Annotated in this window: 23 protein-coding genes and 1 tRNA gene; 17 read left to right on the forward strand and 7 right to left on the reverse strand. The window is 41.9% G+C overall.

Annotated features, from left to right (window positions below; genetic code table 11):
* Positions 1 to 27: 27 nt before the first annotated feature.
* The 13 genes from AC0KVP_RS02560 to AC0KVP_RS02620 all read left to right on the forward strand — a co-directional run bounded on the left by AC0KVP_RS02560 (position 28) and on the right by AC0KVP_RS02620 (position 12,465).
* Positions 28 to 1,308 carry a glycosyltransferase family 4 protein gene (locus AC0KVP_RS02560; protein WP_473338723.1) on the forward strand — a complete coding sequence of 427 codons (1,281 nt, stop codon included), beginning with the start codon at positions 28 to 30 and terminating at the stop codon, positions 1,306 to 1,308.
* A gap of 192 nt (positions 1,309 to 1,500) precedes the next feature.
* Positions 1,501 to 2,052 (forward strand): phosphatase PAP2 family protein, encoded by a 552-nt coding sequence (locus AC0KVP_RS02565; protein ID WP_178904921.1) that lies wholly within the window; start codon positions 1,501 to 1,503, stop codon positions 2,050 to 2,052.
* 90 nt (positions 2,053 to 2,142) lie between these two features.
* Positions 2,143 to 2,343: a Fe-S cluster assembly protein IscX gene (gene iscX, locus AC0KVP_RS02570; RefSeq protein WP_004697668.1), complete on the forward strand. Its 201-nt coding sequence runs from the start codon at positions 2,143 to 2,145 to the stop codon at positions 2,341 to 2,343.
* A gap of 110 nt (positions 2,344 to 2,453) precedes the next feature.
* Positions 2,454 to 2,885 carry a nucleoside-diphosphate kinase gene (gene ndk, locus AC0KVP_RS02575; RefSeq protein ID WP_004697669.1) on the forward strand — a complete coding sequence of 144 codons (432 nt, stop codon included), beginning with the start codon at positions 2,454 to 2,456 and terminating at the stop codon, positions 2,883 to 2,885.
* A 123-nt stretch (positions 2,886 to 3,008) separates the two neighbouring features.
* Positions 3,009 to 4,244, forward strand: coding sequence for a dual-specificity RNA methyltransferase RlmN (gene rlmN / locus AC0KVP_RS02580; protein ID WP_004697671.1), 1,236 nt, complete (start codon positions 3,009 to 3,011; stop codon positions 4,242 to 4,244).
* A gap of 16 nt (positions 4,245 to 4,260) precedes the next feature.
* Positions 4,261 to 5,061: a type IV pilus biogenesis/stability protein PilW gene (pilW, locus tag AC0KVP_RS02585; RefSeq protein WP_279701324.1), complete on the forward strand. Its 801-nt coding sequence runs from the start codon at positions 4,261 to 4,263 to the stop codon at positions 5,059 to 5,061.
* The gene (locus AC0KVP_RS02590) at positions 5,052 to 5,828 is read left to right on the forward strand and encodes a helix-turn-helix domain-containing protein (RefSeq protein ID WP_062031311.1); all 777 of its coding nucleotides are present in this window, start codon (positions 5,052 to 5,054) and stop codon (positions 5,826 to 5,828) included. The genes pilW and AC0KVP_RS02590 overlap by 10 nt, the downstream gene beginning before the upstream one ends.
* An 18-nt stretch (positions 5,829 to 5,846) precedes the next feature.
* Positions 5,847 to 6,962 (forward strand): flavodoxin-dependent (E)-4-hydroxy-3-methylbut-2-enyl-diphosphate synthase, encoded by a 1,116-nt coding sequence (gene ispG / locus AC0KVP_RS02595; protein WP_004697677.1) that lies wholly within the window; start codon positions 5,847 to 5,849, stop codon positions 6,960 to 6,962.
* Positions 6,959 to 8,254 (forward strand): histidine--tRNA ligase, encoded by a 1,296-nt coding sequence (hisS, locus tag AC0KVP_RS02600; RefSeq protein ID WP_178928280.1) that lies wholly within the window; start codon positions 6,959 to 6,961, stop codon positions 8,252 to 8,254. The genes ispG and hisS overlap by 4 nt, the downstream gene beginning before the upstream one ends.
* Before the next feature lie 27 nt (positions 8,255 to 8,281).
* On the forward strand, positions 8,282 to 8,980 hold the full coding sequence (locus AC0KVP_RS02605) for a YfgM family protein (RefSeq protein WP_473338741.1): 699 nt from the start codon (positions 8,282 to 8,284) through the stop codon (positions 8,978 to 8,980).
* Entirely contained in the window at positions 8,977 to 10,122 is a 1,146-nt protein-coding gene (bamB, locus tag AC0KVP_RS02610) for an outer membrane protein assembly factor BamB (protein ID WP_473338745.1), read from the forward strand. The genes AC0KVP_RS02605 and bamB overlap by 4 nt, the downstream gene beginning before the upstream one ends.
* A gap of 168 nt (positions 10,123 to 10,290) precedes the next feature.
* The gene (der, locus tag AC0KVP_RS02615; protein ID WP_004697684.1) at positions 10,291 to 11,700 is read left to right on the forward strand and encodes a ribosome biogenesis GTPase Der; all 1,410 of its coding nucleotides are present in this window, start codon (positions 10,291 to 10,293) and stop codon (positions 11,698 to 11,700) included.
* A gap of 90 nt (positions 11,701 to 11,790) precedes the next feature.
* Positions 11,791 to 12,465 carry a 4'-phosphopantetheinyl transferase family protein gene (locus AC0KVP_RS02620; RefSeq protein WP_473338747.1) on the forward strand — a complete coding sequence of 225 codons (675 nt, stop codon included), beginning with the start codon at positions 11,791 to 11,793 and terminating at the stop codon, positions 12,463 to 12,465.
* Between the two features lie 32 nt (positions 12,466 to 12,497).
* Here the strand turns inward: AC0KVP_RS02620 and secF are convergent, their stop codons facing one another.
* The 7 genes from secF to queA form a co-directional block, all read right to left on the reverse strand.
* Positions 12,498 to 13,472, reverse strand: coding sequence for a protein translocase subunit SecF (gene secF, locus AC0KVP_RS02625; RefSeq protein WP_005401700.1), 975 nt, complete (start codon positions 13,470 to 13,472; stop codon positions 12,498 to 12,500).
* Positions 13,473 to 13,480: 8 nt separating this feature from the next.
* Positions 13,481 to 15,382 (reverse strand): protein translocase subunit SecD, encoded by a 1,902-nt coding sequence (gene secD / locus AC0KVP_RS02630; RefSeq protein WP_058870295.1) that lies wholly within the window; start codon positions 15,380 to 15,382, stop codon positions 13,481 to 13,483.
* Between the two features lie 55 nt (positions 15,383 to 15,437).
* Entirely contained in the window at positions 15,438 to 15,767 is a 330-nt protein-coding gene (gene yajC / locus AC0KVP_RS02635; RefSeq protein WP_004697692.1) for a preprotein translocase subunit YajC, read from the reverse strand.
* Between the two features lie 103 nt (positions 15,768 to 15,870).
* Positions 15,871 to 17,001, reverse strand: a complete 1,131-nt coding sequence (tgt, locus tag AC0KVP_RS02640; protein WP_004697695.1) for a tRNA guanosine(34) transglycosylase Tgt — start codon at positions 16,999 to 17,001, stop codon at positions 15,871 to 15,873.
* A 296-nt stretch (positions 17,002 to 17,297) separates the two neighbouring features.
* On the reverse strand, positions 17,298 to 17,867 hold the full coding sequence (locus AC0KVP_RS02645) for a LemA family protein (protein WP_168159464.1): 570 nt from the start codon (positions 17,865 to 17,867) through the stop codon (positions 17,298 to 17,300).
* Between the two features lie 25 nt (positions 17,868 to 17,892).
* Positions 17,893 to 18,921, reverse strand: coding sequence for a hypothetical protein (locus AC0KVP_RS02650; protein WP_473338750.1), 1,029 nt, complete (start codon positions 18,919 to 18,921; stop codon positions 17,893 to 17,895).
* 9 nt (positions 18,922 to 18,930) lie between these two features.
* On the reverse strand, positions 18,931 to 19,971 hold the full coding sequence (gene queA, locus AC0KVP_RS02655) for a tRNA preQ1(34) S-adenosylmethionine ribosyltransferase-isomerase QueA (RefSeq protein WP_279698310.1): 1,041 nt from the start codon (positions 19,969 to 19,971) through the stop codon (positions 18,931 to 18,933).
* Positions 19,972 to 20,155: 184 nt separating this feature from the next.
* On the opposite strand from queA, the gene AC0KVP_RS02660 reads away from it, so the two are divergent.
* The 4 genes from AC0KVP_RS02660 to AC0KVP_RS02675 all read left to right on the forward strand — a co-directional run bounded on the left by AC0KVP_RS02660 (position 20,156) and on the right by AC0KVP_RS02675 (position 23,128).
* Positions 20,156 to 20,242 (forward strand) — tRNA-Leu (locus AC0KVP_RS02660).
* Between the two features lie 157 nt (positions 20,243 to 20,399).
* Positions 20,400 to 21,728, forward strand: a complete 1,329-nt coding sequence (locus tag AC0KVP_RS02665) for a tyrosine-type recombinase/integrase (RefSeq protein ID WP_058951641.1) — start codon at positions 20,400 to 20,402, stop codon at positions 21,726 to 21,728.
* Between the two features lie 57 nt (positions 21,729 to 21,785).
* Complete coding sequence (locus AC0KVP_RS02670; protein WP_004994718.1) at positions 21,786 to 22,811, forward strand: IS30-like element ISAba125 family transposase; 1,026 nt, start codon at positions 21,786 to 21,788, stop codon at positions 22,809 to 22,811.
* A gap of 38 nt (positions 22,812 to 22,849) precedes the next feature.
* Positions 22,850 to 23,128 carry a hypothetical protein gene (locus AC0KVP_RS02675; RefSeq protein ID WP_473338755.1) on the forward strand — a complete coding sequence of 93 codons (279 nt, stop codon included), beginning with the start codon at positions 22,850 to 22,852 and terminating at the stop codon, positions 23,126 to 23,128.
* Positions 23,129 to 23,286: the final 158 nt, after the last annotated feature.

A 23,286-nucleotide genomic window follows, 5' to 3' on the forward strand; every position in this document is an offset into this window, starting at 1 on the left:
AAGGGAAAATCAAGCAATAGGTGTCATATGTCTTACATATCCACTGCGGGCCTGCTAAAACAACAAGATTTTCCAGATAGTTTTAAGTTTTATTTTAAATTACACCAAAACAAAAACAGCATAGAAGAAATAAGTGTTTTAAAAGATCTGGTTCGCCCGCGGTTAAAAATAACCATTGTGACGGAAACATGGTCACCAGAAATTAATGGTGTGGCGAACTCTTTGTTACAACTGTGTAAAGGTTTGCAGACACTGGGACATCGTATTCAGCTCATCCGCCCAATACAAAAAAACATATGTGCCGACTTTCAGGCAGAACAGGAGTGTTTGGTCTGGGCAAAAAGCATTCCTAAATATGCCGACATGCAGTTTGGTATGCCACAGTATGTCAAAGTCAGCAAAGCGATTGAATGCTTCGCACCAGATGTGGTCCATATTGTGACGGAAGGACCGTTGGGGTTGACGGCACTGTATGCTGCTCAAGCACATCAAATTCCAGTGTCTAGTGGTTTCCATTCAACTTTTCATGACTTTAGCCGCTTCTTTGATTTGGCTTTGCTGGTCAAACCGATTGAAAGTTATCTTCGCTGGTTTCATAACAATACGGTACTCACCTGTGTGCCGAGTCAAACCACATTAAATCAACTTAAGGCCTTTGGTGTGACTTGCCCCTTGGTTGAGGTTGGGCGAGGAGTGGATACAGCTCGCTTCCATCCAGAGCATCGCTCAGAACAATTGCGTCAGCGTTGGCATGCAGATGCTAATACTTCTGTGTTGCTATATGTGGGACGTTTATCTCCAGAAAAAGAAGTCGATGTGCTCATTGAAAGTTATTTGAATATCAAGAAGCAGCAATCACGCAAGTTGAAAATGGTGGTTGTGGGGGATGGGCCAGATCGTAAGCGCTTAACTGAGATGGCAAATGGCTCAGATGTTATTTTTACGGGAAGCTTAACAGGGCAGTCACTCGCTCAAGCCTACGCCAGTGCAGATGCTTTTGTTTTTGCTAGTCAAATAGAGACTTTTGGTAATGTGGTACTCGAAGCCATGGCCAGTGGTTTGCCAGTGGTGGCCTATAACTATGCCAGTCCACAGCGTTATATTAAGCAAGGTATAACAGGGTGGTTGAGTCCTTTTGGACAAGTGGCACACTTTATGCAAACTATTATTCAGTTGCCAGAGCAAAAGGTTCTCAGATGTATGGGAACTCAAGCGCGTCAAGAAATTGAAAGTGTGGGCTGGCAGTATCCTGTAAAACAGTTTGAGCAAGCCTTATATCACGCGGCAAATATTAAGGCAGTACCTTAACCAATAGCTGTATTAAAAGCGTCAGTGATAAAAATGAGTTGGGTAATTTTGATGGGTTTTAACTTAAATCATCAAACTGTCAAAAATACCCTTTAATATGAGCTTAACGAGAAGCGATTTTGATGAATTAAATCGTCATATAACAATGATTTTCCAGCTGAACTTTCAACATTGTTGTTAAGGAGAAGTGGTATGAATCTTAAAACTGCAAAAATAAGAATATTAGATTTAGATTTAAAAGGCTGTGTTTATCTCAATCATTTTTCCCATTCGCATACTGTAGCCAATTTTTTTAAGCGGATCAGTCGATTGGGGGATGGTATCTTTTGGTACACGATGTTGGCTTTAACTTGGTTGTTGCAAGGATTGGTCTACAGTTTGCAAATCGTGTATTTGGTTCTTGGTTCATTGTGCGGGACCTTAATTTATAAAGTCTTAAAAATCAAAACTATTCGCCCAAGACCTTATCAAGTACATCAGGTGATTCGAATGGGTGAGCGACCTCTCGATCACTTTAGTTTTCCTTCGGGTCATACTTTACATGCAGTGATGGTCAGTACGTTATTAGGCTTTGTACAGCCAATTTTATTGGTGCTCATGTTGCCTTTTACTGTTTTGGTTGCCGCGTCACGCATGATTTTAGGGCTGCATTATCCAAGTGATGTGTTGGTGGGAGCGGCTATAGGTGCGGTGGTAGCTGTTACTTTAATTTGTAGTGCACCATTTTTAAATATCGTGTTGTAAAAAAGCCCAATTTTATCTCAAACAAACTAGCGCTTAAATTTCAGAGTTTGCTACAGTACAGCATCTTCTACATTGTGATGAGACTCCACCATGGGCTTACGTTGGTCAGACACTATTGATATTGCTATTGAGTTGTATGAAGCTCATCCAGATGTCGATCCGCAGTGGATTCGCTTTACAGACTTACATGCTTGGGTATGTGCCTTACCAGACTTTAGTGATGATCCGACCAAGTCGACTGAAGGTTTGCTTGAAGCAATTCAAATGGCATGGATTGACGAAGCACGATAATCCTTGCATCGAAAAAAGCAACTTTTTACAGAGTAAAAGCAGAAAATTGTGCATTATGTCGGTATAATGCGCCAAAATTTTCATGTCTACATTGACTTAAGGAGCCAATCATGGCTATTGAACGTACTTTATCTATCGTAAAACCAGACGCAGTTGCTAAAAACCACATCGGTGACATCTTTGCTCGTTTTGAAAAAGCTGGTCTTCAAATCGTTGCAACTAAAATGAAACACTTGACTCAAGCTGAAGCTGAAGGTTTCTACGCAGAGCACAAAGAACGTGGTTTCTTTGCTGACCTAGTTGCGTTCATGACTTCTGGTCCAGTTGTTGTTTCAGTTCTTGAAGGTGAAAACGCAGTTCTTGCTCACCGCGAAATCCTTGGCGCAACTAACCCTAAAGAAGCTGCTCCAGGTACTATCCGCGCTGACTTCGCTGTAAGCATCGACGAAAATGCTGCTCACGGTTCTGACTCTGTAGCATCTGCTGATCGTGAAGTTAACTACTTCTTCGCTCAAACTGAGATTGCTCCACGTACTCGTTAATTCGAAGTATTCAAACCAGATAAGTGTTATTATACTTATCTGGTTTTTTTTATTCCCTGAATAAATTTCTGCTCGTTTATTGAGCTTCTCCTTTCATCGTTAGACATGGTTTAGGTAATACACATGAGTACTGAAGTGGTCGCTGTCTCTACAGTTTCGGCTGAACAGCAACAATCTCCATCCGCTCCTGCACAGCAAAATTCTGTTGCGAAAGTGAACTTACTTGGCATGTCACGTCCGCAGCTTGAAAAATTCTTCGAAGATATGGGAGAAAAAAAGTTTCGCGCAGGACAAGTGATGAAATGGATTCATCAGTTTTTTGTGACTGATTTTGCAGAGATGACCAATATCTCAGGCAAGTTACGTGAAAAACTTGAAAAACTTTGTGAAATTAAAGCGCCAGAAGTGGTGCATAAAAATTATTCTAAAGATGGTACGCGTAAGTGGGTGTTTCGTGTTGGTGAGGGCGAAGGTTCTTTGGTTGAAACCGTATTGATTCCTGCTGAACATCGTAGTGGTTTGCGCCGTACTTTATGTATTTCATCTCAAGTAGGCTGTGCACTGGATTGTTCATTCTGTTCAACCGGTAAACAAGGCTTTCAGCGTGACTTAAACCCAGATGAAATTATTGGTCAGCTATGGGTTGCAAACTATTCTTATATGGAAGATGTGCCTGTGGCTGAGCGTGAGCGCTCGGTGACCAACGTCGTAATGATGGGGATGGGCGAGCCATTACTGAACTATGATGCCGTTTTGAGCTCAATGCGTATTATGCTAGATGATTTTGCTTATGGCATGTCTAAGCGCCGTGTGACCTTATCGACTTCAGGTGTGGTGCCGAAAATTGATCAATTGGCACAAGATATTGATGTTGCATTGGCAATCTCCCTACACGCGCCAAATGACGAACTACGGAATGAGTTGGTTCCAATCAATAAAAAATATCCATTGGCACAATTGATTGCAGCATGTCAGCGTTATATCGCTAAAGACGGTAATGAAAGTGCACGTAAGCATGTCACGATTGAATATGTGATGTTGGATGGGGTGAATGATCATCCTGAGCATGCGCAGCAGATGATTAAACTGTTGAAGAACTTACCAAGTAAAATTAATTTAATTCCGTTTAATCCATTTCCACATGCGCCTTATGGTCGTTCAAGTCGCAACCGCATTATTTCTTTCCAAAAAACTTTGTCTGATGCTGGATTTGTGTGTACGATTCGTCAAACGCGTGGTGATGATATTGATGCTGCCTGCGGACAATTGGTCGGTCAAGTGGCTGATCGAACACGTCGTGCTGAGCAGTGGAAAAAGAAAGTAGCAGAGAAAAACGAGATTCTACGTTCACAAGGATAATATAAGGGGATGCCAATTGAAAAAACCCGTTTCTAAACTTTACCTTGCGCTGACACTGGGTGTGTCAGCGTGGTACTTGGTGGGTTGCCAAACCGTGAATACGAAAGGTGATCCAAGTAAAGCAGTACAAGTTAGAACGCAGTTGGCGGCTGAATATATTAAGTCGAATGATTACGATGCTGCAAAACGTACATTGGATCAGGCATTAGACATCGACTCTCGTGATGCATCTGCAAATATGATGATGGGGGTGTTGTTACAGCGTGAAGGCAGTCCGCAAAATGTGGAAAAGGCAGAGCGTTATTTTAAGCATGCAATTGCGGCTGAGCCAAAAAATGCACAGGCTCGTAACAACTACGGTACGTATTTATATCAAATTGGGCGTTATAATGACGCGATTGATCAACTTCAAGTTGCAGGTTCAACTTTAGGGTATGATCAACGTTATCGAGCATTGGAAAATTTAGGTCGTGCGTATCTACAAGTAGGTCGAGTAGCGGAAGCAGAAGCAGCTTTTAAACAAGCCCTACAGGTAAACTCAGGTGCCTATCTTGCCATGATCGAAATGGCGGAAATTTCATATTTACGTCAGCAAAATGCTGAAGCTACGCAGTACTATGAACAGTTTGTGCGAGCGGTTGGCGAGAAAAACTTAGATGCACGTGCGCTTTGGATTGGGATCCGAATTGCGCGAGCAAATCATGACACGATGGGTTCGCAAGTACTGGTCAACCAGCTACGTGCATTGTATCCAGACAGTCAAGAATACAAACGTTATTTGCAATTACAGTACACTACTGAGGCCGTATGGAAGTAAATCCTAATTCACCACAATCGAATGGTTCTAGCAATGCTTTAGGAAATATCCAACGTCCGGGTGATTATCTTCGTCAAATTCGTATTACACAAAAACGTGAATTAAGCGATGTTGCGAAAGAGTTGAATATTCCACTCAAGACTTTAACTGCGCTTGAGCAGGACGAATATACGGTGCTTCCAGAAGCGACCTTCATTAAGGGTTACTATCGTACTTATGCGAAGTTCCTAAAAGTGGATGCTACTACGATTATTCAGCGTTTTGATGACATCTATGCCAATGATACGGGGCTCTTGCCAAATCACGCATTGAATAATTCACCGATTAAAATCATGGGTAAATTACCCGGTTCTAACCGTGACCGTAACCGTAAATGGTTAAAACGTGGACTGATTGCGATTGTTGTAATTGCGATTTTAGCAGCGTTGTTCGGCATGATTCAGAATTGGTCAGGCAGTACAGATGAGACTGCGACTCCGCAGACTGAGTCTGATGTACAAATCATCAATATGAATGGGGCTGCTGCAACCACAGGGGATCAGTTGAAACTTGAGTTCAATCGTCCTACGTCTGTACATATTGTCGATTCAACTGGGAAAGTACTGGCAACAGGGCGTCAAGCCTCTACACTTGAGCTTGCTGGCGAGACACCTTTTCAGATTCGTATCGATGATGCTGCTGCTGTGTCACTCAGCTTAAATAATGAAAGTATTTCATTGTCACCATATACCGTCGGTGGAAAAGCAGATTTCCGCTTGTCACGTTAATGGGATCAAGGAAAAGCAATGATTGTAAATCCAATTAAACGCAAGCCTACTCGTAAGATTCGTGTAGGTTCAGTCTATGTCGGTGGCGATGCACCCATCAGCATTCAAAGTATGACCAATACTGAAACTTGTGATGTGGAAGCAACGCTGGCGCAAATTCAGCGTTGTGCAGATGTAGGTGCGGACATCATGCGTGTTTCTGTACCGACGATGGAAGCGGCAGAGGCTTTTGGTGAAATTCGTAAGCGTTCATCGGTGCCGTTGGTTGCAGATATTCATTTTGATTACAAGATTGCACTGCGTGTTGCAGACTTGGGTGCGGACTGTTTACGGATTAATCCGGGAAATATTGGCTCTGAAGCTAAAATCCGTGAAGTGGTGGCTGCAGCACGTCATAACGATATTTCTATGCGTATTGGGGTGAATGCAGGTTCTCTGGAAAAAGATATTCAAAAGAAATATGGTGAGCCAACCGGTCAGGCATTGCTTGAGTCGGCGATGCGTCATATTGATATTCTAGATCGTTTAGATTTCCATGAATTCAAAGTCTCAGTGAAAGCATCCAATGTCTTTTTAACCATGGATGCTTACCGTCTACTTTCACAGCAAATTGATAATCCGTTACATCTGGGTGTGACAGAAGCTGGGATTTATCGTACGGGTTCAGTGAAATCTGCGATTGCATTGGGCGGCTTGTTGTTGGATGGCATTGGTGACACCATGCGTATTTCCTTGGCAGCAGAACCTGAAGAAGAGATTAAGATTGGTTTTGATATTTTAAAATCACTCAGTCTTCGCTCAAATGGCATTAACTTCATTGCTTGTCCAAGCTGTTCACGTCAAGAGTTTAACGTGATTTCAGTGATGCAAGCCTTAGAAGAGCGTTTAGAAGATATTCGTACCCCAATGGATGTGTCGGTGATTGGGTGTAAAGTGAATGGTCCGGGTGAAGCCAAAGAAGCCGATATTGGTGTAGTTGGTGCAAGTCCACGTTCACTGGTGTATCGTAATGGTGAAAAGAGCCATTTAATTGACACAAATCAGTTGGTTGACGAAATCGAAACGATGGTTCGTCAGCGTGTTTCAGAGCTTGAAGAAGCTAAATCTAAAGAGATCATCCGTAGTTCATCATGAGTTCAATTGTCGCAATCAAAGGTTTTAATGACATTCTTCCTACGCAAACACCAGCGTGGAGACGTCTTGAACAGCATCTCGCATCATTGATGGATGCGTATGGCTACCAGCAAATTCGCCTGCCTATTGTTGAACAAACCAATTTGTTCAAACGTTCGATTGGTGATGCAACGGATATCGTTGAAAAAGAAATGTACACCTTTTTGGACAAAGGTAATCCGCCTGAGTCTTTGACTTTACGTCCTGAAGGAACAGCAGGCTGTGTACGTGCCATGCTGGAGCATAACTTGCTTCGCGGTGCAACGCCTCGTGTCTGGTATATCGGGCCGATGTTCCGTTATGAAAAGCCACAAAAGGGTCGTTACCGTCAGTTCCACCAGTTCGGTGTGGAAACCTTTGGTGTTGCAACCCCAGATATGGATGCTGAGCTGATTTTGATGACGGCACGTCTGTGGAAACGCATGGGTGTAGCAGATAAAGTTCAACTTGAGTTGAATACTCTCGGTGAGTCTGATGAGCGTGCAGCTTACCGTGCGGCATTGGTGGAGTTCTTAGAATCACATAAAAATGATTTGGATGAAGATTCACAGCGTCGTTTAACCACCAACCCACTACGTATCCTTGACTCTAAAGATGCAAAAACCCAAGCCATTTTAGAAAATGCGCCGAAGTTGCATGACTTTATGGAGGAAGAGACGCTACAGCACTTTGCAACCTTGCAGCAGTATTTAACCGATGCAGGTGTGAGCTTCGTGATTAATCAAAAACTGGTGCGTGGCTTAGATTATTACAACAAAACAGTTTTTGAATGGACCACCACGCATTTGGGTTCACAAGGCACAGTCTGTGCGGGCGGTCGTTACGATGGCTTAGTGGGTCAGCTTAAAGGCAAGGCAGATCAGTCTGTACCTGCAGTTGGTTTTGCGATGGGCATGGAACGTCTGTTGTTGTTGCTTGAACAAGTGGAAGACGCTACACCTGTACGTGACTGCGAAATGTTTTTATTGGCAGATCCTGTTTCTCAAGGCAAAGCTTTGGTGCTTGCAGAACAAATTCGTAACCAGTTAGATGCTGCATCAAGCACGCTTCGTTTGAAAGTTGGTTCACATGGTTCAATGAAGTCGCAAATGAAAAAAGCGGATCAGTCTGGCGCATTGTTTGCCCTTATTTTGGGTGAGCGCGAGGTGGAAGCTGCACAGTTTGCCGTAAAAGAGTTGGCAACAGCTGAACAAACTTTGGTTGCGGTGGATGACATCGTGCCATTTATGATTGAAAAATTTTCTTCAAAATAAGCCAAAATATAAGGAAAGGGTAGTCACATGAGCGCATTAAGTGATGAAGAACAACTTGATAGTTTAAAGTCTTTCACTAAGAAATATGGTTCAGCCATTATTAGTGGGATTTTAATTGCGCTGATTGCCTTTTTTGGATGGCAATACTGGCAGAAGAAGACTTTGGCCGAGAACCAAATGAACACGGCTAAAGTTCAACAATTGATGGATGAAGCACGTGCAACGCAAGGTGATGCATTTACAGCTTTGTCTGCAACTGCCGACAAAATTGTGAAAGAAGCACCAGATTCGGCGCAGGCCATTCAAACGCAATTGTTGATGGCAAAATTGGCCTATGACAAAGCGGATTATGCAAGTGCTGAAAAAGCACTGAAGAAAGTTGAAAACTCTAAAGTGGATGACGACGGCTTAGTGCAAATTGTGAAATTGCGTTTAGCGTATGCACAATTGGCGCAAAAGAAGTTTGATGATGCGATTAAAAACCTCGCATTGGTAAAAGATCCTGCTTTTAAAGCGACAGCCGATGAAGCTTTGGGCGATGTCTATGTGGCTAAAAATGACATCGCAAATGCGAAAAAAGCCTACCAAAGTGCATGGGATCAGTTGGTTGAACGTAAACAAGACCGCCAAATTTTACAAATTAAACTCGAAAGTGTTGGTATTTTAGTTGATGATCCTGAAATCGAACGTCCACTTATAGAAACAGCAGCGGAAGAAACTGAATGAATAGAAAATACAAAATTTCGTGCGCATTAACCGTATTAACTTTAGCACTTGCGGGTTGTGCAAGTAGCGGAAAAGTAGAAGAAGTTAAGCCGAATCCACTTCCAAAACTGACGCAGGCGAAAACCCTGACTCCTGTATTTTCTCAAAGTGTGTCTTCAACTTCGACTGCTGATCCTTTACGTTTACGCTTAGATGCAGACAACGGTGTAGTTTTTGCACTTGACCCTAAAGGTGTCGTGACGGCGTATCAAGGCAAACAAAAACTATGGCAGAAAGAAGTATCTAAAGCCGGTTTGAGTTCAGGTGTTGAGGCTGCCGATGGTCATGTCATTGTAGGCAACGCCAAAGGTCAATTGTTTGCTTTAGATCAGGCAACTGGCGAGCAAAAATGGACTGCACAATTAACAGGTGCACTTCTTGCACCATCGTTGATTCAAACTGGTCGTGTAATTTCTGTAAGTAATGATGGCACTGTTTTTGCGCATGATTTGGCAACAGGTCAGCAAGTGTGGACCTATAACTTACCGAATGTGCAACTTAGCTTGCGTGGCAACGCAGCGCCTGTTACTGTCGATGCGCGTACAGTGCTGATTTCTTCAGCTAATGCCTATGTCTATGCTTTAGATGTGCTCACTGGCGTACCACGTATGCAGCGCCGTGTGGCAGTGTCGGATGGTCGTTCGGATATTCAACGTTTGAATGATGTTGATGGTGATCCTGTAGTGGCAGGTCAGTACTTGATTACGACCAGCTATCAAGGTCAAGTGACCATGACAGATTTGGCTTCACAGCAAGTAGTGTGGAGTGAAGACTCAAGCAGTACGCAGCGCCCTGAAGTAGTGGGTAATGGTGTATTCGTGGCGCAAACTGACGGTAAGTTAGTGGCTTATGAAATTAGCACGGGTCAAAAGCTTTGGGAGAATGACAGCCTGCTGAACCGCCAATTGAGTAATCCTGTGATGTTGGGCCAAGACCTAATTGTCGGTGATCTAGATGGCGTATTGCACATGCTGAACCCTGCAACAGGTGAATTGATTGGTCGTGCGAAGACGTCTGGTGAAGTGCGTACTTTACGTGTGATTGATGATCAACTCTATGTTGCGACACGAAAGGGTGCATTAAGCATTTGGCAGAATCGTTAATTCTGTTCGACTTATGTTAAACTAGTCGAAATTCGTATTTTTTAAATTCCTCGGGGTGTTTGCTTAGTCAAAACCCCGAGTTTTTATTCAGGTTTTTCACCTAATTTTTCTTCCAGTTTCTGATGTTCAGACCAGTCTCACTGGCTGATCTTGAATAAAGGTTAATCTATGAAACCCGTAATTGCGCTCATTGGTCGTCCGAACGTCGGAAAATCAACGCTATTTAACCAGATCACCAAAAGCCGAGATGCGCTTGTTGCTGACTTTGCCGGTCTGACTCGTGACCGTAAATATGGTGATGCCGTATTTCAAAATAAGTCTTTCATTGTGGTTGATACTGGTGGTATTGGCGAAAATGAAGGCGGTATCGACTCTTACATGGCGGAACAGTCTAAAACAGCCATCAATGAAGCTGATATCATTGTCTTCGTAGTCGATGCACGCGCAGGTCTGCTCGCATCTGATGAGCAAATTGCGCGTGAGCTGCGTACACTGGGTAAGAAAGTTTACCTTGTGGCGAACAAAGTTGATGGTGTACATGCCGAAGCTGCACTTGTTGAATTCTACAAGTTGGGTATGGGCGAACCCATGCAAGTGGCTGCGAGCCATGGTCGCGGTGTACAGCAAATGCTTGAAGATGTGCTTTCAAGTGTGCCTGAAGATGAAGATGCAGATGAACACGACAAGAACACAGGCTTACGTTTAGCGATTATTGGTCGTCCAAACGTAGGTAAATCGACGCTAGTGAACCGTTTATTGGGTGAAGAGCGTGTAGTTGCATTTGACCAACCTGGTACAACCCGCGACTCGATCTATATTCCGTATGAACGTGATGGCCGTCAGTACACCTTAATCGATACTGCAGGTGTGCGTCGTAAAGGTAAAGTCGATGAAATGATTGAGAAGTTCTCAATTGTGAAAACGCTACAGGCCATTAAAGATGCCCATGTTATCGTGGTTGTACTTGATGCACGTGAAGGTGTGGTTGAGCAAGATCTACATCTGATTGGTTACGCGCTTGAAGCAGGCCGTGCGATGGTGATTGCGATTAACAAATGGGACAATATGTCTGAGTATGATCGCAAACAATGTAAATTGGATGTCGATCGTCGCTTTGACTTTATTCCTTGGGCGAAAGTGCATTTGATTTCTGCATTGCATGGTACGGGTGTCGGTGATTTATATCCATCGATTCACCGTGCTTATGATTCGTCACATTTGAAAGTTTCACCTGCAAAAATCACACAAATTTTAAGTGATGCTACGGATGCGCACCAACCGCCAATGGTCGGTGGTCGCCGTATTAAAATGCGTTATGCACATATGGGTGGTCAAAATCCACCAACGATTGTAGTGCATGGTAACAAAGTCGATAAAACGCCTGCGGATTATCGTCGTTATTTAGAAAACGTATTCCGTAAAGTGTACAAACTTGAAGGTACGCCAGTACGTATTGAGTTTAAAACCTCTGAAAACCCATTTGAAGGACGTAAGTCACAGGTGGATGAACGTACAGCAGCGCGTAAGCGTCGTTATGTTCAGAAGTTTAAGAAAGCTGAGAAGAAATTCAAACGCTAATCAGGCATTTAGGTTTTGATGCTGAAAAGCCCAAAGTGATCTTTGGGCTTTTTTATTTTATGATGCATGAAACCATGATAGGAAGGCAAAGTGGCAAGGACAATACGTGTTGAGCTGAAAAAGATTGAGGACATTGTGCAGGTGGATCACAGCCTGTCACGTGTTGAGCAAATTGTGCAGCGAAAACAAGCCATTTATCAATATCGCAATCAATGCTTATCCGAACAACGGCAGATGATTGTGGATGATCACTCCATTGCACTGAGTGAGACAGGTAAACCTTATTTGCTTGATCAACCTTCTTTTCATTTCAATCATAGTCATAGCCAAAACTACTACGCTTTAGCTACCAGTGAGCGGATGCAGGATCTAGGCGTGGACGTGGAGGAGTTAAGCCGAAAAGTCCGCTTTGAGGCTTTGGCTAAACATGCTTTTCACGTAGAGGAACTTCGCGTGTGGCAACAGTATGATCAGGACAAAGCATACTGGTTTAAGGTCTGGACCACCAAAGAAGCGGTGCTTAAAGCATCAGGTTTAGGCATTCGTTTAAACTTAAATGAACTGAACACTCAAGCACATCCAACGCATAATGGCGGCATGTGTAGTCATCCGCTGATTGGGAGTTTTGCCTATCAAAATTATGAGTTGGGAGATGTGATGCTGACCGTGGCTTGGCGGGCAGAGCAGTCCTGTCGTGGCTATGCGTTGCCTCAGATTGAGCTGGTACAACACCTTCACACCGACATAAAAAAGCCTCTCGATTGAGAGGCTTTCTTTTTTCACACTATGGTGTGCATTTATGGAATTTCATTTTCTTCTTCAAACTCAGGCTTCACTTGAACAATGAAGTCTTGACGGTTTAAGCCACGCCATAAAGCAAAAGCTGTACCGATGTAGATTGAAGAGTAGGTACCCACAAAAACACCCACAAACATCGCAACAGAGAACCATTTAAGGCCATCACCACCGAGGATCATCATCGAGATCACCACCAACAATAAAGTCATTGAGGTGTGAATGGTACGACGTAGGGTCTCAGTTAAAGCGATATTAACGATCTCTAAAGGCGAAGCGCCACGAATCTTACGGAAGTTTTCACGAATACGATCCGAAACGACAATGTTGTCGTTCAGTGAGAAACCAATCAGAGCCAGAATTGCAGCCAATACAGTTAAGTCAAATGGCCACTGCATCATGGCAAAAATACCGATGGTGACCACCACGTCATGGAACAAAGACAGTACCGCACCCATCGCCAGTTTGAATTCAAAGCGAATCGTTACGTAGACCAACATCAGCAGTAATGCTAAAGCCACAGCACCCGCTGAGCGAATGTAGAGTTCATTGCCGACTTGTCCACCCACCACATCAACTTTGTTAACTGAAGCAGAGTTACCCGGTAGCTGTACAGCTTGGGTAATAGTTTTGGTTAAGTCTTCTGCGGCTGTGTCCTCTTGTACAGGCATACGCACAATCAAATCACGATCTGAACCAATGGTTTGTACCACAGGGTCATGAAAGCCAGCTTTGGTTAGTGCGGCAGAGACATCGGCTGATTTCACTGGTTTGCTATAGTTCAATTCGGCAGAAATACCACCAGTAAAGTCCAAACCTAAGTTAAGACCCTTGGTGAAAATAAAGAATAGGCTGCCGATGGTTAAGACAATAGAAAGAATGGCTGCAGGCAGCGCAATCTTCATAAAATCAATCACACGTTCATCATCTGGACGGCCGTATTTTTTTGAATCTTGTTGAGTCACATCAGTCATCATCGATCTCCTTATATGCTCAACTTTTTCAAGTTACGTTTTTTGCCATAAATGAGCTGTACAATCGCACGTGTTACTGTAATAGCAGTAAACATAGAGCAGATAATACCGATCATTAAGGTCACAGCGAAGCCTTTAATTGGGCCTGTACCGATAGCAAATAGGATAAATGCAACCAAGAACGTGGTTAAGTTTGAGTCGAAAATGGTGTTATAAGCACGGTCATAACCCGCCACAATGGCTTGTTTGGGTGATGCCCCCCACTTCATTTCTTCACGTATTCGCTCACAGATCAAGACGTTGGCATCGACCGCCATACCAATGGTAATCACGATACCCGCAATACCCGGCAGGGTGAGGGAAGCACCAATCCAAGACATGACCGTTAGAATCATGGCTAAGTTGAAGACCAAGGCAAAGTTAGCAATTAAACCAAAGAGACGGAAGAAGACCACCATCCAGATTGCTACCAGTAAGAAACCGATTTGAGTCGATAGCACACCTTTATCAATGTTTTCTTGACCGAGGCTTGGGCCAACAACACGCTCTTCAACAAAGTACATTGGCGCAGCAAGTGCACCAGCACGTAGCATTAGTGCGAGTTCAGACGCTTCTTGAGGCGAGTCTAGACCCGTGATACGGAATTGAGAGCCGAGGACTGCTTGAATAGTTGCAGCGTTAATCACGACAGACTCTGCATAAGGTGTACGGACTTCAGTTTGCGCACCAGTCGCAGGATCGGTGATATAGCTAATACGTTGTTTATTTTCAATGAACAACACAGCCATACGCTTACCCACCGCATTACGGGTTGCATCGGCCATCAGTTTGCCGCCTGCTGTGTCTAAGGTAATGTTTACCTCAGCGCCACCAGTGTCTTGGCTAAAGCCACTTGATGCGTTTTGAACACGTTCACCCGTTAAAATACGGTTACGGTTTAAAAGTAATTCACGTCCGCTGTCTAAAGACTGATATGCAAAAAGCTCGGTTCCTGGTGGAAGCGGTTGACCATTGCTCTTGCCCGTATAAGGGTCAATCACTTGGTCATTTTGGTCAGAGACCAAACGGAACTCTAGGTTTGCTGTACGACCCAAGACACGTTTTGCTTCAGCAGTGTCCTGAACACCTGGGAGCTCAACCACGATGCGGTTACTACCTTGTGTTTGTACCAAGGCTTCTGCCACACCTAACTCGTTAATACGGTTACGTAAAGTGGTTAAGTTTTGGTTCACGGCATAAGATTGAATTTCTTGGCGGCGAACATCGGTATAGGTTAAACGTAAGGTTGAACCTGTCGCAGTTGCGACCGCTTGCTGATTAAACTCATTACCATTACTACGTAAGTAGTCTTGAGCCGCAGTACGATCATCATTGTTGGCGAACTGAACGGTAATGGTGTTGTTGTTTAATGCAAGGCTGTTAAATTTAATTTTGTTGTCACGGAACTGACGACGTAAATCCGTCGCAGAGGTTTCCATGCGCTGAGCAATCGCTTTATCCATATCCACTTCTAATAAGAAGTGAACACCACCACGTAAGTCCAGACCGAGCTTCATTGGTTTTGCACCAATTTTTTGTAGCCACTCTGGCGTGGTTGGCGCCAAGTTCAACGCGACAACATAGTCATCACCAAGGCCACGACGTAACGCTTCTTTGGCTTTTAATTGTGCTTCGCTAGAGTCAAGACGTAACAGTGCAGCATTATTGCTAAAACTGTTGTCATGGCTTGAAATACTTTCAGATTTTAAAATCTGCTCTGCTTTTTGTACGATGCTTTGGTCAATTTGGGTACCAGCTTTGGCACCAGAAATTTGAACCGCAGGCTCATCCGGATACAAACTAGGCAGGGCATATAATGTACTGATCGTCAAAACCACGAGAATCAGTAGATATTTCCATGCTGGGTAACGCATTTGTTTTCTTCTTAAAATGAAAAAAGTCGTGCGGATGCACGACTAATTTTTTTGATTAAAGGTTATTTAATGTGCCTTCAGGAAGAACTGAAATCACACTTGCGCGTTGAATTTTTACGTCTACACCGCGGCTCAGTTCAACCACTGCAAAGTCACCTTCGAGTTTAGTGATTTTACCCATTAAGCCACCAGCAAATACCACTTCGCTGCCTACGCCAAGACTTTCAACCAAAGAGCGGTGCTCTTTGGCACGTTTTGCTTGAGGGCGCCAAATTAAGAAGTAGAAGATTGCAATAAAAACAGCAATCATCAATAAGTTTGCGACCATACTTGGTTGTTGTGCAGCTTCACCCGCTGCGTGAGCTGTAGAAATAAAAAGGCTCATTTCAAATTCCTAAACTAAAAAACGGTGACCAACGAATTGATCATAAATAGACTTGTTCTGCAATTTACCTTGTCTTTTTACCAAGCGCAAATGCTCACAACAATTAATCTTGGGGGCAAGGTGGAACTTCTAAACCACGACGTGCATAAAAATCTTCAACAAAGGCATCAAAGCGATCGTTATCCAATGCATCACGAATGTCTTGAGTGAAACGTTGGTAGTAACGTAAGTTGTGAATAGTACCGAGCATTGAACCCAGCATCTCACCACATTTTTCCAAATGGAATAAGTACGCGCGAGTAAAGTTGGTACAGGTATAACAGTCGCAGTGTGGATCCAGCGGACTTTGATCATGACGGTATTTACTGTTACGGATACGTACTAAACCGTCGGTTACAAAATAATGTCCATTTCGGGCATTACGTGTAGGCATGACACAGTCAAACATATCGACGCCACGGCGGATGCCTTCCACGATATCTTCAGGTTTACCCACGCCCATCAAGTAGCGCGGTTTGTCTGCTGGCATTTTTTCTGGAAGATAATCCAGCACTTTAATCATTTCTTCTTTCGGTTCACCGACGGACAGCCCACCAATGGCATAACCGTCAAAACCCACTTCAAGCAAGCCTTTTAAAGACTCATCACGTAAGTCTTCATACATACCGCCTTGAATAATGCCGAATAGCGCATTTTTATTTTCAAGCACATCATGATGCTGAGTCTTACAACGCTTTGCCCAACGCAATGACAATTGTAGCGACTTTTGCGCTTCTTCATGCGTTGCAGGATAAGGCGTACATTCGTCAAAAATCATCACGATATCTGAGTTCAATGTATGTTGGATGTCCATTGAGATTTCAGGAGACAAAAATACTTTAGAACCGTCAATTGGAGAGCGGAACGTTACGCCATCTTCTTTAATTTTACGCATCGCGCCCAAACTGAAGACTTGGAAGCCGCCTGAATCGGTCAGAATGGGTTTATCCCACTTCATGAATTTATGCAGGCCGCCGTGCTCTTTAATTACTTCAAGGCCAGGGCGTAGGTAAAGATGGAAGGTGTTACCTAAAATAATTTGCGCTTTGATGTCTTCAATATCACGCGGGAGCATGCCTTTCACCGTACCATAAGTACCGACAGGCATGAACACAGGGGTTTCAACCACACCGTGCTCTAAAGTTAAACGACCACGACGGGCGCGACCCGACTGACCTAATTTTTCAAACTTCATAGAATATCCTGAACAAGAGCAAAGCACTGCTCTGCTTGCAGCGCAAGAGCGAAAAAACAGTTCGCCGCTAAAAGGAGGCTATTTTCCTTGATTATGCAAATAAACACCAGTGTTGTAACACTTTTAAAGCAAAGCTTTTTAAGTTGAATCGTAGCTGGTTACGGTTGTTTAAAGTTGTGTTGATGCTGTGGAGTGGTGTTAGATGTGATGGGAGGCTTTGCTGGAAAAAATAACACAGGAGATGAAAAAGGCACTCATCGGAGTGCCTTTAAATATACCTTTGGCTTATTACGGCTTTAATTGAAATTTGGACGGTAATCAAAATTTTGTAGTGCAGTCGCGTCGCGGAAAGGACGTACCGCTTTTTTACCCACGGTCATGGTGTTGACAATGTTGTTTGGAAAAACTTGAATGTGGTTGTTAAATAACTCGACATTGCGGTTAAAGATGCTGATCGCAGCACCGACATTTTCATTTTGCTCTTCAATTTCATTCATCATCTTTAGATAAATCTCATTGGCCTTGAGCTCAGGGTAGTTTTCGACCACAACATTGAGGCTGCGCATTAGCTCTTGGTTTAATGCTTCGATACGCTGCAACTGATTGACATCTGTATTGTTTAAGTTCAGGTTGAGAATGTTTTGACGGAGCTCAGTGACTTTTTCCAAGGTGCCTTTTTCAAAGCTAGAGTATTGTTCGACCAAAGGTTCTAAGCCATCTAGAATTTTTATTTTCTGACGCTCATAGGTTGCTACATCTGACCATGCGCGAATGGTTGCATTGTGGTGTCGCACAATATTATTGCGAATGACGATCACGCCAAACACGATTGCAATAATAATCAATAAGAAAATCAATAGCCCCATACAGTCCTCAAACGGCAAAATGTCATTATTTTAAAAATTGCGTTAGATCAGATTCTAAGCGCTCTAGATAAGGTAATTTAAAAGTGCGTAAGTGTCCACGCAATGTCGAAATGTCATTGATTTTTTTTGCTTTGCTGGATATTTCAAACAGGTTTTGTGGGCTGATATAGCACAAGATATTTTTTTCAGGATGAAAAAGTAAATCGCCTTCACGAGAACGGAAAAAATCGGCAGTACGCAGCACAAATGCAGGGGAGAGAAGTTTGGCCATCTGCATCTGGTCAGTACCAAAAAATTTGAGTTTCTGGTTAATCTGAATATCACTGCTATGCCATGGAAAACTATAAGGATAATAAAATTTTTTATTGTATGCGGTAATCGCGAGTCCTTGCGTGGGTACCTCAAAGACAAAACATCCCCATAAGTCTTTATGCACTTCTTTCACTTTTAGCTCATTGCCATCTTTATCACGTAGGCGAATTTCATCAACAAAATGATATTGAAACAACAAAACCTGATGTTGTTGTCCTGCTTCATCCTGCCAAGTGGTACTGGCGTAGTACGGAATATCGTTGCTGATGGTGCCTTGATTAAAAATTGGAAACAGCAGCTTTAAATGGGCAATAAAAAATGCAGGTTGTAGGGCCACGCCCATATGCTGCGGAGGGCTAAACTCGTTGAGCTGGTATTTTTTATGAATAATTTGTTTTTCGAGATAGTCAGTGACCTCTTCAAGCGGATCATCTTGCTCATAACTTAAATAGGCCCAAAGCAGACAGCCTAAGCCAAATAAAAAGCTGAATAAGGTCCAAATGTGCTCTCCGACAAAGAACACAGGCACAATAAAAAAAATGCCGACTATTCCAAGTAGAATAGGCAGCACATTTTCAAATTTCAGAGTAATCGGGGCGTTCCAAGGGTGCAGTCGGTCAAGAATATCTTGTGCAGAATCTGCCCCTCGGCCGATGTCCCAAAGCCTGTCGATATTATCAAACACAATTTTATTCTTTTTGCGTCGAATATGAATGGAATGTTTGATCGTATCGATAGGCATGTGTGGTTCTTATTTGGGTTGAAGTTGGTCGACTAACATGGCATCGCCATAACTAAAGAAGCGATACTGGTTGGCTACCGCATGTTGATAAGCTGCCAAAATATTATCACGATTTGACAGCGCTGAAACTAACATCAGAAGGGTCGATTCAGGCAGATGGAAGTTGGTGATAAGACGATCCACCACTTTGAACTCATAACCTGGATAGATAAAAATTTGAGTATCTCCCGTCCACGCTTTGAGTTCACCCTGATGCGCTTGAGCCGCACTTTCTACGGCACGGGTGGCGGTTGTTCCAACAGAAATGACCTTGTTACCACGAGCTTTGGTTTGGCGAATCAGCTCAACCGAGTGCTCTGGAACATCACACCACTCACTGTGCATAATGTGATTGGCAATATCATCGGTACGTACAGGCAGAAAGGTACCAGCACCCACGTGTAAAGTGACAAAGGTTTTCTGAATACCTTTGGCTTCAAGTTGATCCAACAGCTTTTGGTCGAAGTGTAAGCTTGCGGTAGGTGCAGCGACACTGGCTAACTTGGTTGGATCATTAAATACTGTTTGATAACGCTCGGTATCAATGGCTTCAGCTTCACGGTTGAAGTAGGGAGGGATCGGAAGTTGTCCGTATAAATCCAGCACCGTTAAAATTGGCTGGGAAAACTCCACAATAAATAAATTTTCATGACGACCTAGCACTGTGACTTTAACGGCATCTGGGCCAATAAAGAGCTCAGCGCCAGCTTTAGGTGTGTTGCTGGCTTTGATGTGGCAGTGTGCAATAAATGCATCTTGCATGCGTTCAACCAGAACTTCGACAGCTCCGCCGCTGGCACGTTTGCCTTTGAGACGTGCTTTCATCACTTTGGTGTCATTTAAGACCAGTAAATCACCTGCATCGAGCAAATCTAAAATGTCGGTGAATTGAAAGTCATGATGCTGACCTTGAGCATCGAGGTGTAACAGTCGAGAAGCACTGCGCGTGTCTAAAGGATAACGGGCAATGAGTTCATCGGGGAGGTCGAAATTAAAATCAGAAAGTTGCATGATGGGAAAACAGCGTCAAAATAAGGGAGGTCAAAATTGCGCTTAGTATATGCGTTTTTGTTGAAAAACGCTGAAATTGCACAAATATAAAGCTAAAAAAACAAATGTGACTTAAAAATAGCCAATCACTACCAACTTGCATTGACAAGTTTTTCAAAAAGTTTAATATACGCATCAACACCTTCCCGAGGTGGTGAAATTGGTAGACGCGGCGGACTCAAAATCCGCTGTCAGAGATGACGTGTCGGTTCGAGTCCGACCCTCGGGACCATATCTTTTAAGATATATGGATTAATATAATAAAATATCTTTGTAAATCCTGCATTTATCTAAATTATCAATCGTTATATCACGTTATATTCCTTGATACACCTATGCCAAATGAGTACCTTAATGAGTACCTCATATGCTCAAGGTATTGATTTGGAATGGCAATAAAAGTTAAACCTCTAACTGATACTAAATGTGCTTCTGCCAAACCTAAAGATACAGAATATCCATTGCATGATGGTGATGGTCTAATTTTACTTGTTAGACCCTCTGGTACGAAAAGTTGGCAATTCAAATATAAAAATAAAATAGCTGATAAAGTGTCTAAAATGACGTTAGGAACCTATCCTGAACTAAGTTTAGCTAAAGCTAGAGAATATCGTTCAGCTTACAGAACAATGCTTGCAGAAGGTTTAGATCCAAAAGAACAAAAGCATTTACAAAATCAGAAAAAAGATAATCAGCACACATTTAAGAAAATCACACTTGCTTGGTTAGAAGTTTATGCAAAAAAAGCTGAATTAGATGAAGAAACTAAGCATAAAAGACTAAGAAAATTTGAGAATCATGTTTTTCCAATCCTTCAAGATAAACTGATTGAAAAAATTACATTAAAAGAATTGATGAATCTTTTAAATAGAATCTATGAAAAGTCAGCAGATCATGCACAGAGAATCAGGGCAGACTTGATATTAATCTATGCATATGCACTACAGCATGGTTTTATCGAAACAAATATAGCTAGAGATTTGAAAGATACTTTAGATTTATCTGCTCCCAAAAAACATAGAGCTACTTTTAAATCACTAGATGAAATCCCAAACCTTATAAAAGGGATTAAGAAAGATACTGGACATTTTCTAACTAAGAGTTGTTTAAAACTAGTATTACATACATTCCTTCGTTCTTCTGAAGTTAGATACGCACGTTGGACTGAGATTGATTTTAAAAAGAAACAGTGGCGTGTACCTGCTAGAAGAGAATTAATTGAAGGGATTAAGTATTCGAATCGAGGGGCAAAATCAAGAAGAGAACATCTTGTGCCATTATCTCCACAGGTGATAGAAATTTTAAAAGAAATTTATACTTATAGTGGTAACTGTAATCACGTTTTTCCAAGTGTGAAAGACAAAAATAAATTCTTGAGTGGGGAAGCACCTAATAATGCTTTAAAGCGTATGGGATATGACAAAGAAGAGATTTGTTTACATGGTTTTAGGGCTTTAGCAAGATCTTCTTTAGCTGAAATGGGTTTGTTCCAAAGAGATGCTTTAGAAAAGCAAATGAGTCATATAGAAAAGAATGATACCGTTGGAGCGTATACTCATATTGCAGAATACTTAGAAGAACGTAGAAAAATTATGAATATATGGAGTAACTGGCTAACCTATATTGAAAATAATCCGTATATAACTCCTCATGAATATGGAGACTTACTGAATTTAAAATCAAAAGAGAAAATGAATGAAGCTCTTCTTAGCGAATAGTAGGGCAGAGTAAAACTTGAAGTGCGACATAAACCACCTAATTAATTTAAAGGGTTTATGGAGTATATAAAATTGTCATACCATCATCTTAACTTTGAAGATCGTACTGCATTAATGCTTGAGTCAAGAAAAGAAGGCTTTTCAGCCAGAAAATTTGCTGAACTCATTAAAAGACATCCTAGTACGATCTATCGTGAGCTTAAAAGAAATAGCATCAATGACGTTTATCAAGCTCGATATGCTTCTGATAACACCTTCGCTAGACGTAGACGTGGTCACAGAAAACTCAAAATCGATTCAATCCTCTGGAAATTTATTGTTGAAGCGATCCGTTGTTTATGGTCTCCTCAGCAAATAGCAAAGCGTTTAAAGACATTTCCTGATTTGGATCAAACAATGAATGTAAGCCATACAACGATTTATTCAACGATACGAGCATTACCAAAGGGTGAGTTGAAAAAAGACTTATTATCCTGTCTGCGTCATGAAAATAAAAAGCGAAAAGCTAACGGTGAACCTAAAAAAGATTCTATATTACAGGATATTAAAACTATTCATGAGCGCCCAGCCGAAGTTCAAGAAAGAAAAATACCGGGTCATTGGGAAGCTGATTTAATTAAAGGTAAAGACAATAAAAGTTCGATAGCAACACTTATTGAACGAAATACACGGCTCTGTATCTTGGCAACATTACCTGATGCAAAGGCAGAATCAGTGCGCAAGGCTTTAACTGAAGCTCTGAAATATTTACCTGCAGAACTGCGTAAAACGTTGACCTATGACCGTGGACGCGAGATGTCAGAACATAAAATACTCGAAGAAGATTTAGGCATAGATGTATATTTCTGTGACCCACATTCACCTTGGCAAAAAGGCACATGCGAAAATATGAATGGTTTAATTAGGCAATATTTACCTAAAGGGATTGATTTAAATCAGGCAGATCAGCATTATTTAAATCAAGTTGCCATGTCACTGAATACTCGTCCTAGAAAGGCGTTAGATTGGCTTACACCATTAGAGAAATTTGCTCAGCTTGTTGATTATCATATGGCTTTTGAAACTGTCGCACCTCATGTTTGAATTCGCCTAGGGTTGTAAAATGTTCAGTCAAAGATTTAATGAAATACCAAAATGTTGAATCAATTTTGGCTGAAGATATAAGTGAAAATAATGATGTTTTATCTTATGCGATTGAGTGCTGGATAGGATATGGTTTAATTTATCCAAAAATTGAAAATATAAAATTAGATGATCTAAGTAAAATAATTCCAAAAGTATTTTTGTTAAGAAATGATGATAATAATATAAAATTTTTTAAAAATTTTGGTCATGTGTTATTTGACTTCAAGGAGTATGAAAAAGAAGTTTTTTTACTGAAAAACTATGGCTCTTACTGACTTATAGAATGCTTAAAAGTTGACATTTAAAATAAATTATTGTATAATATATCTCATATATTTAATATTAATACTACGTTTGTAGCATAATAAAACAAAAAAAATAAATATATATTTCGAATTTTCTTAAATTAATTTTATCTTAAATTTTTCGTGTA

Source organism: Acinetobacter sp. DL27 (genome assembly GCF_055810995.1).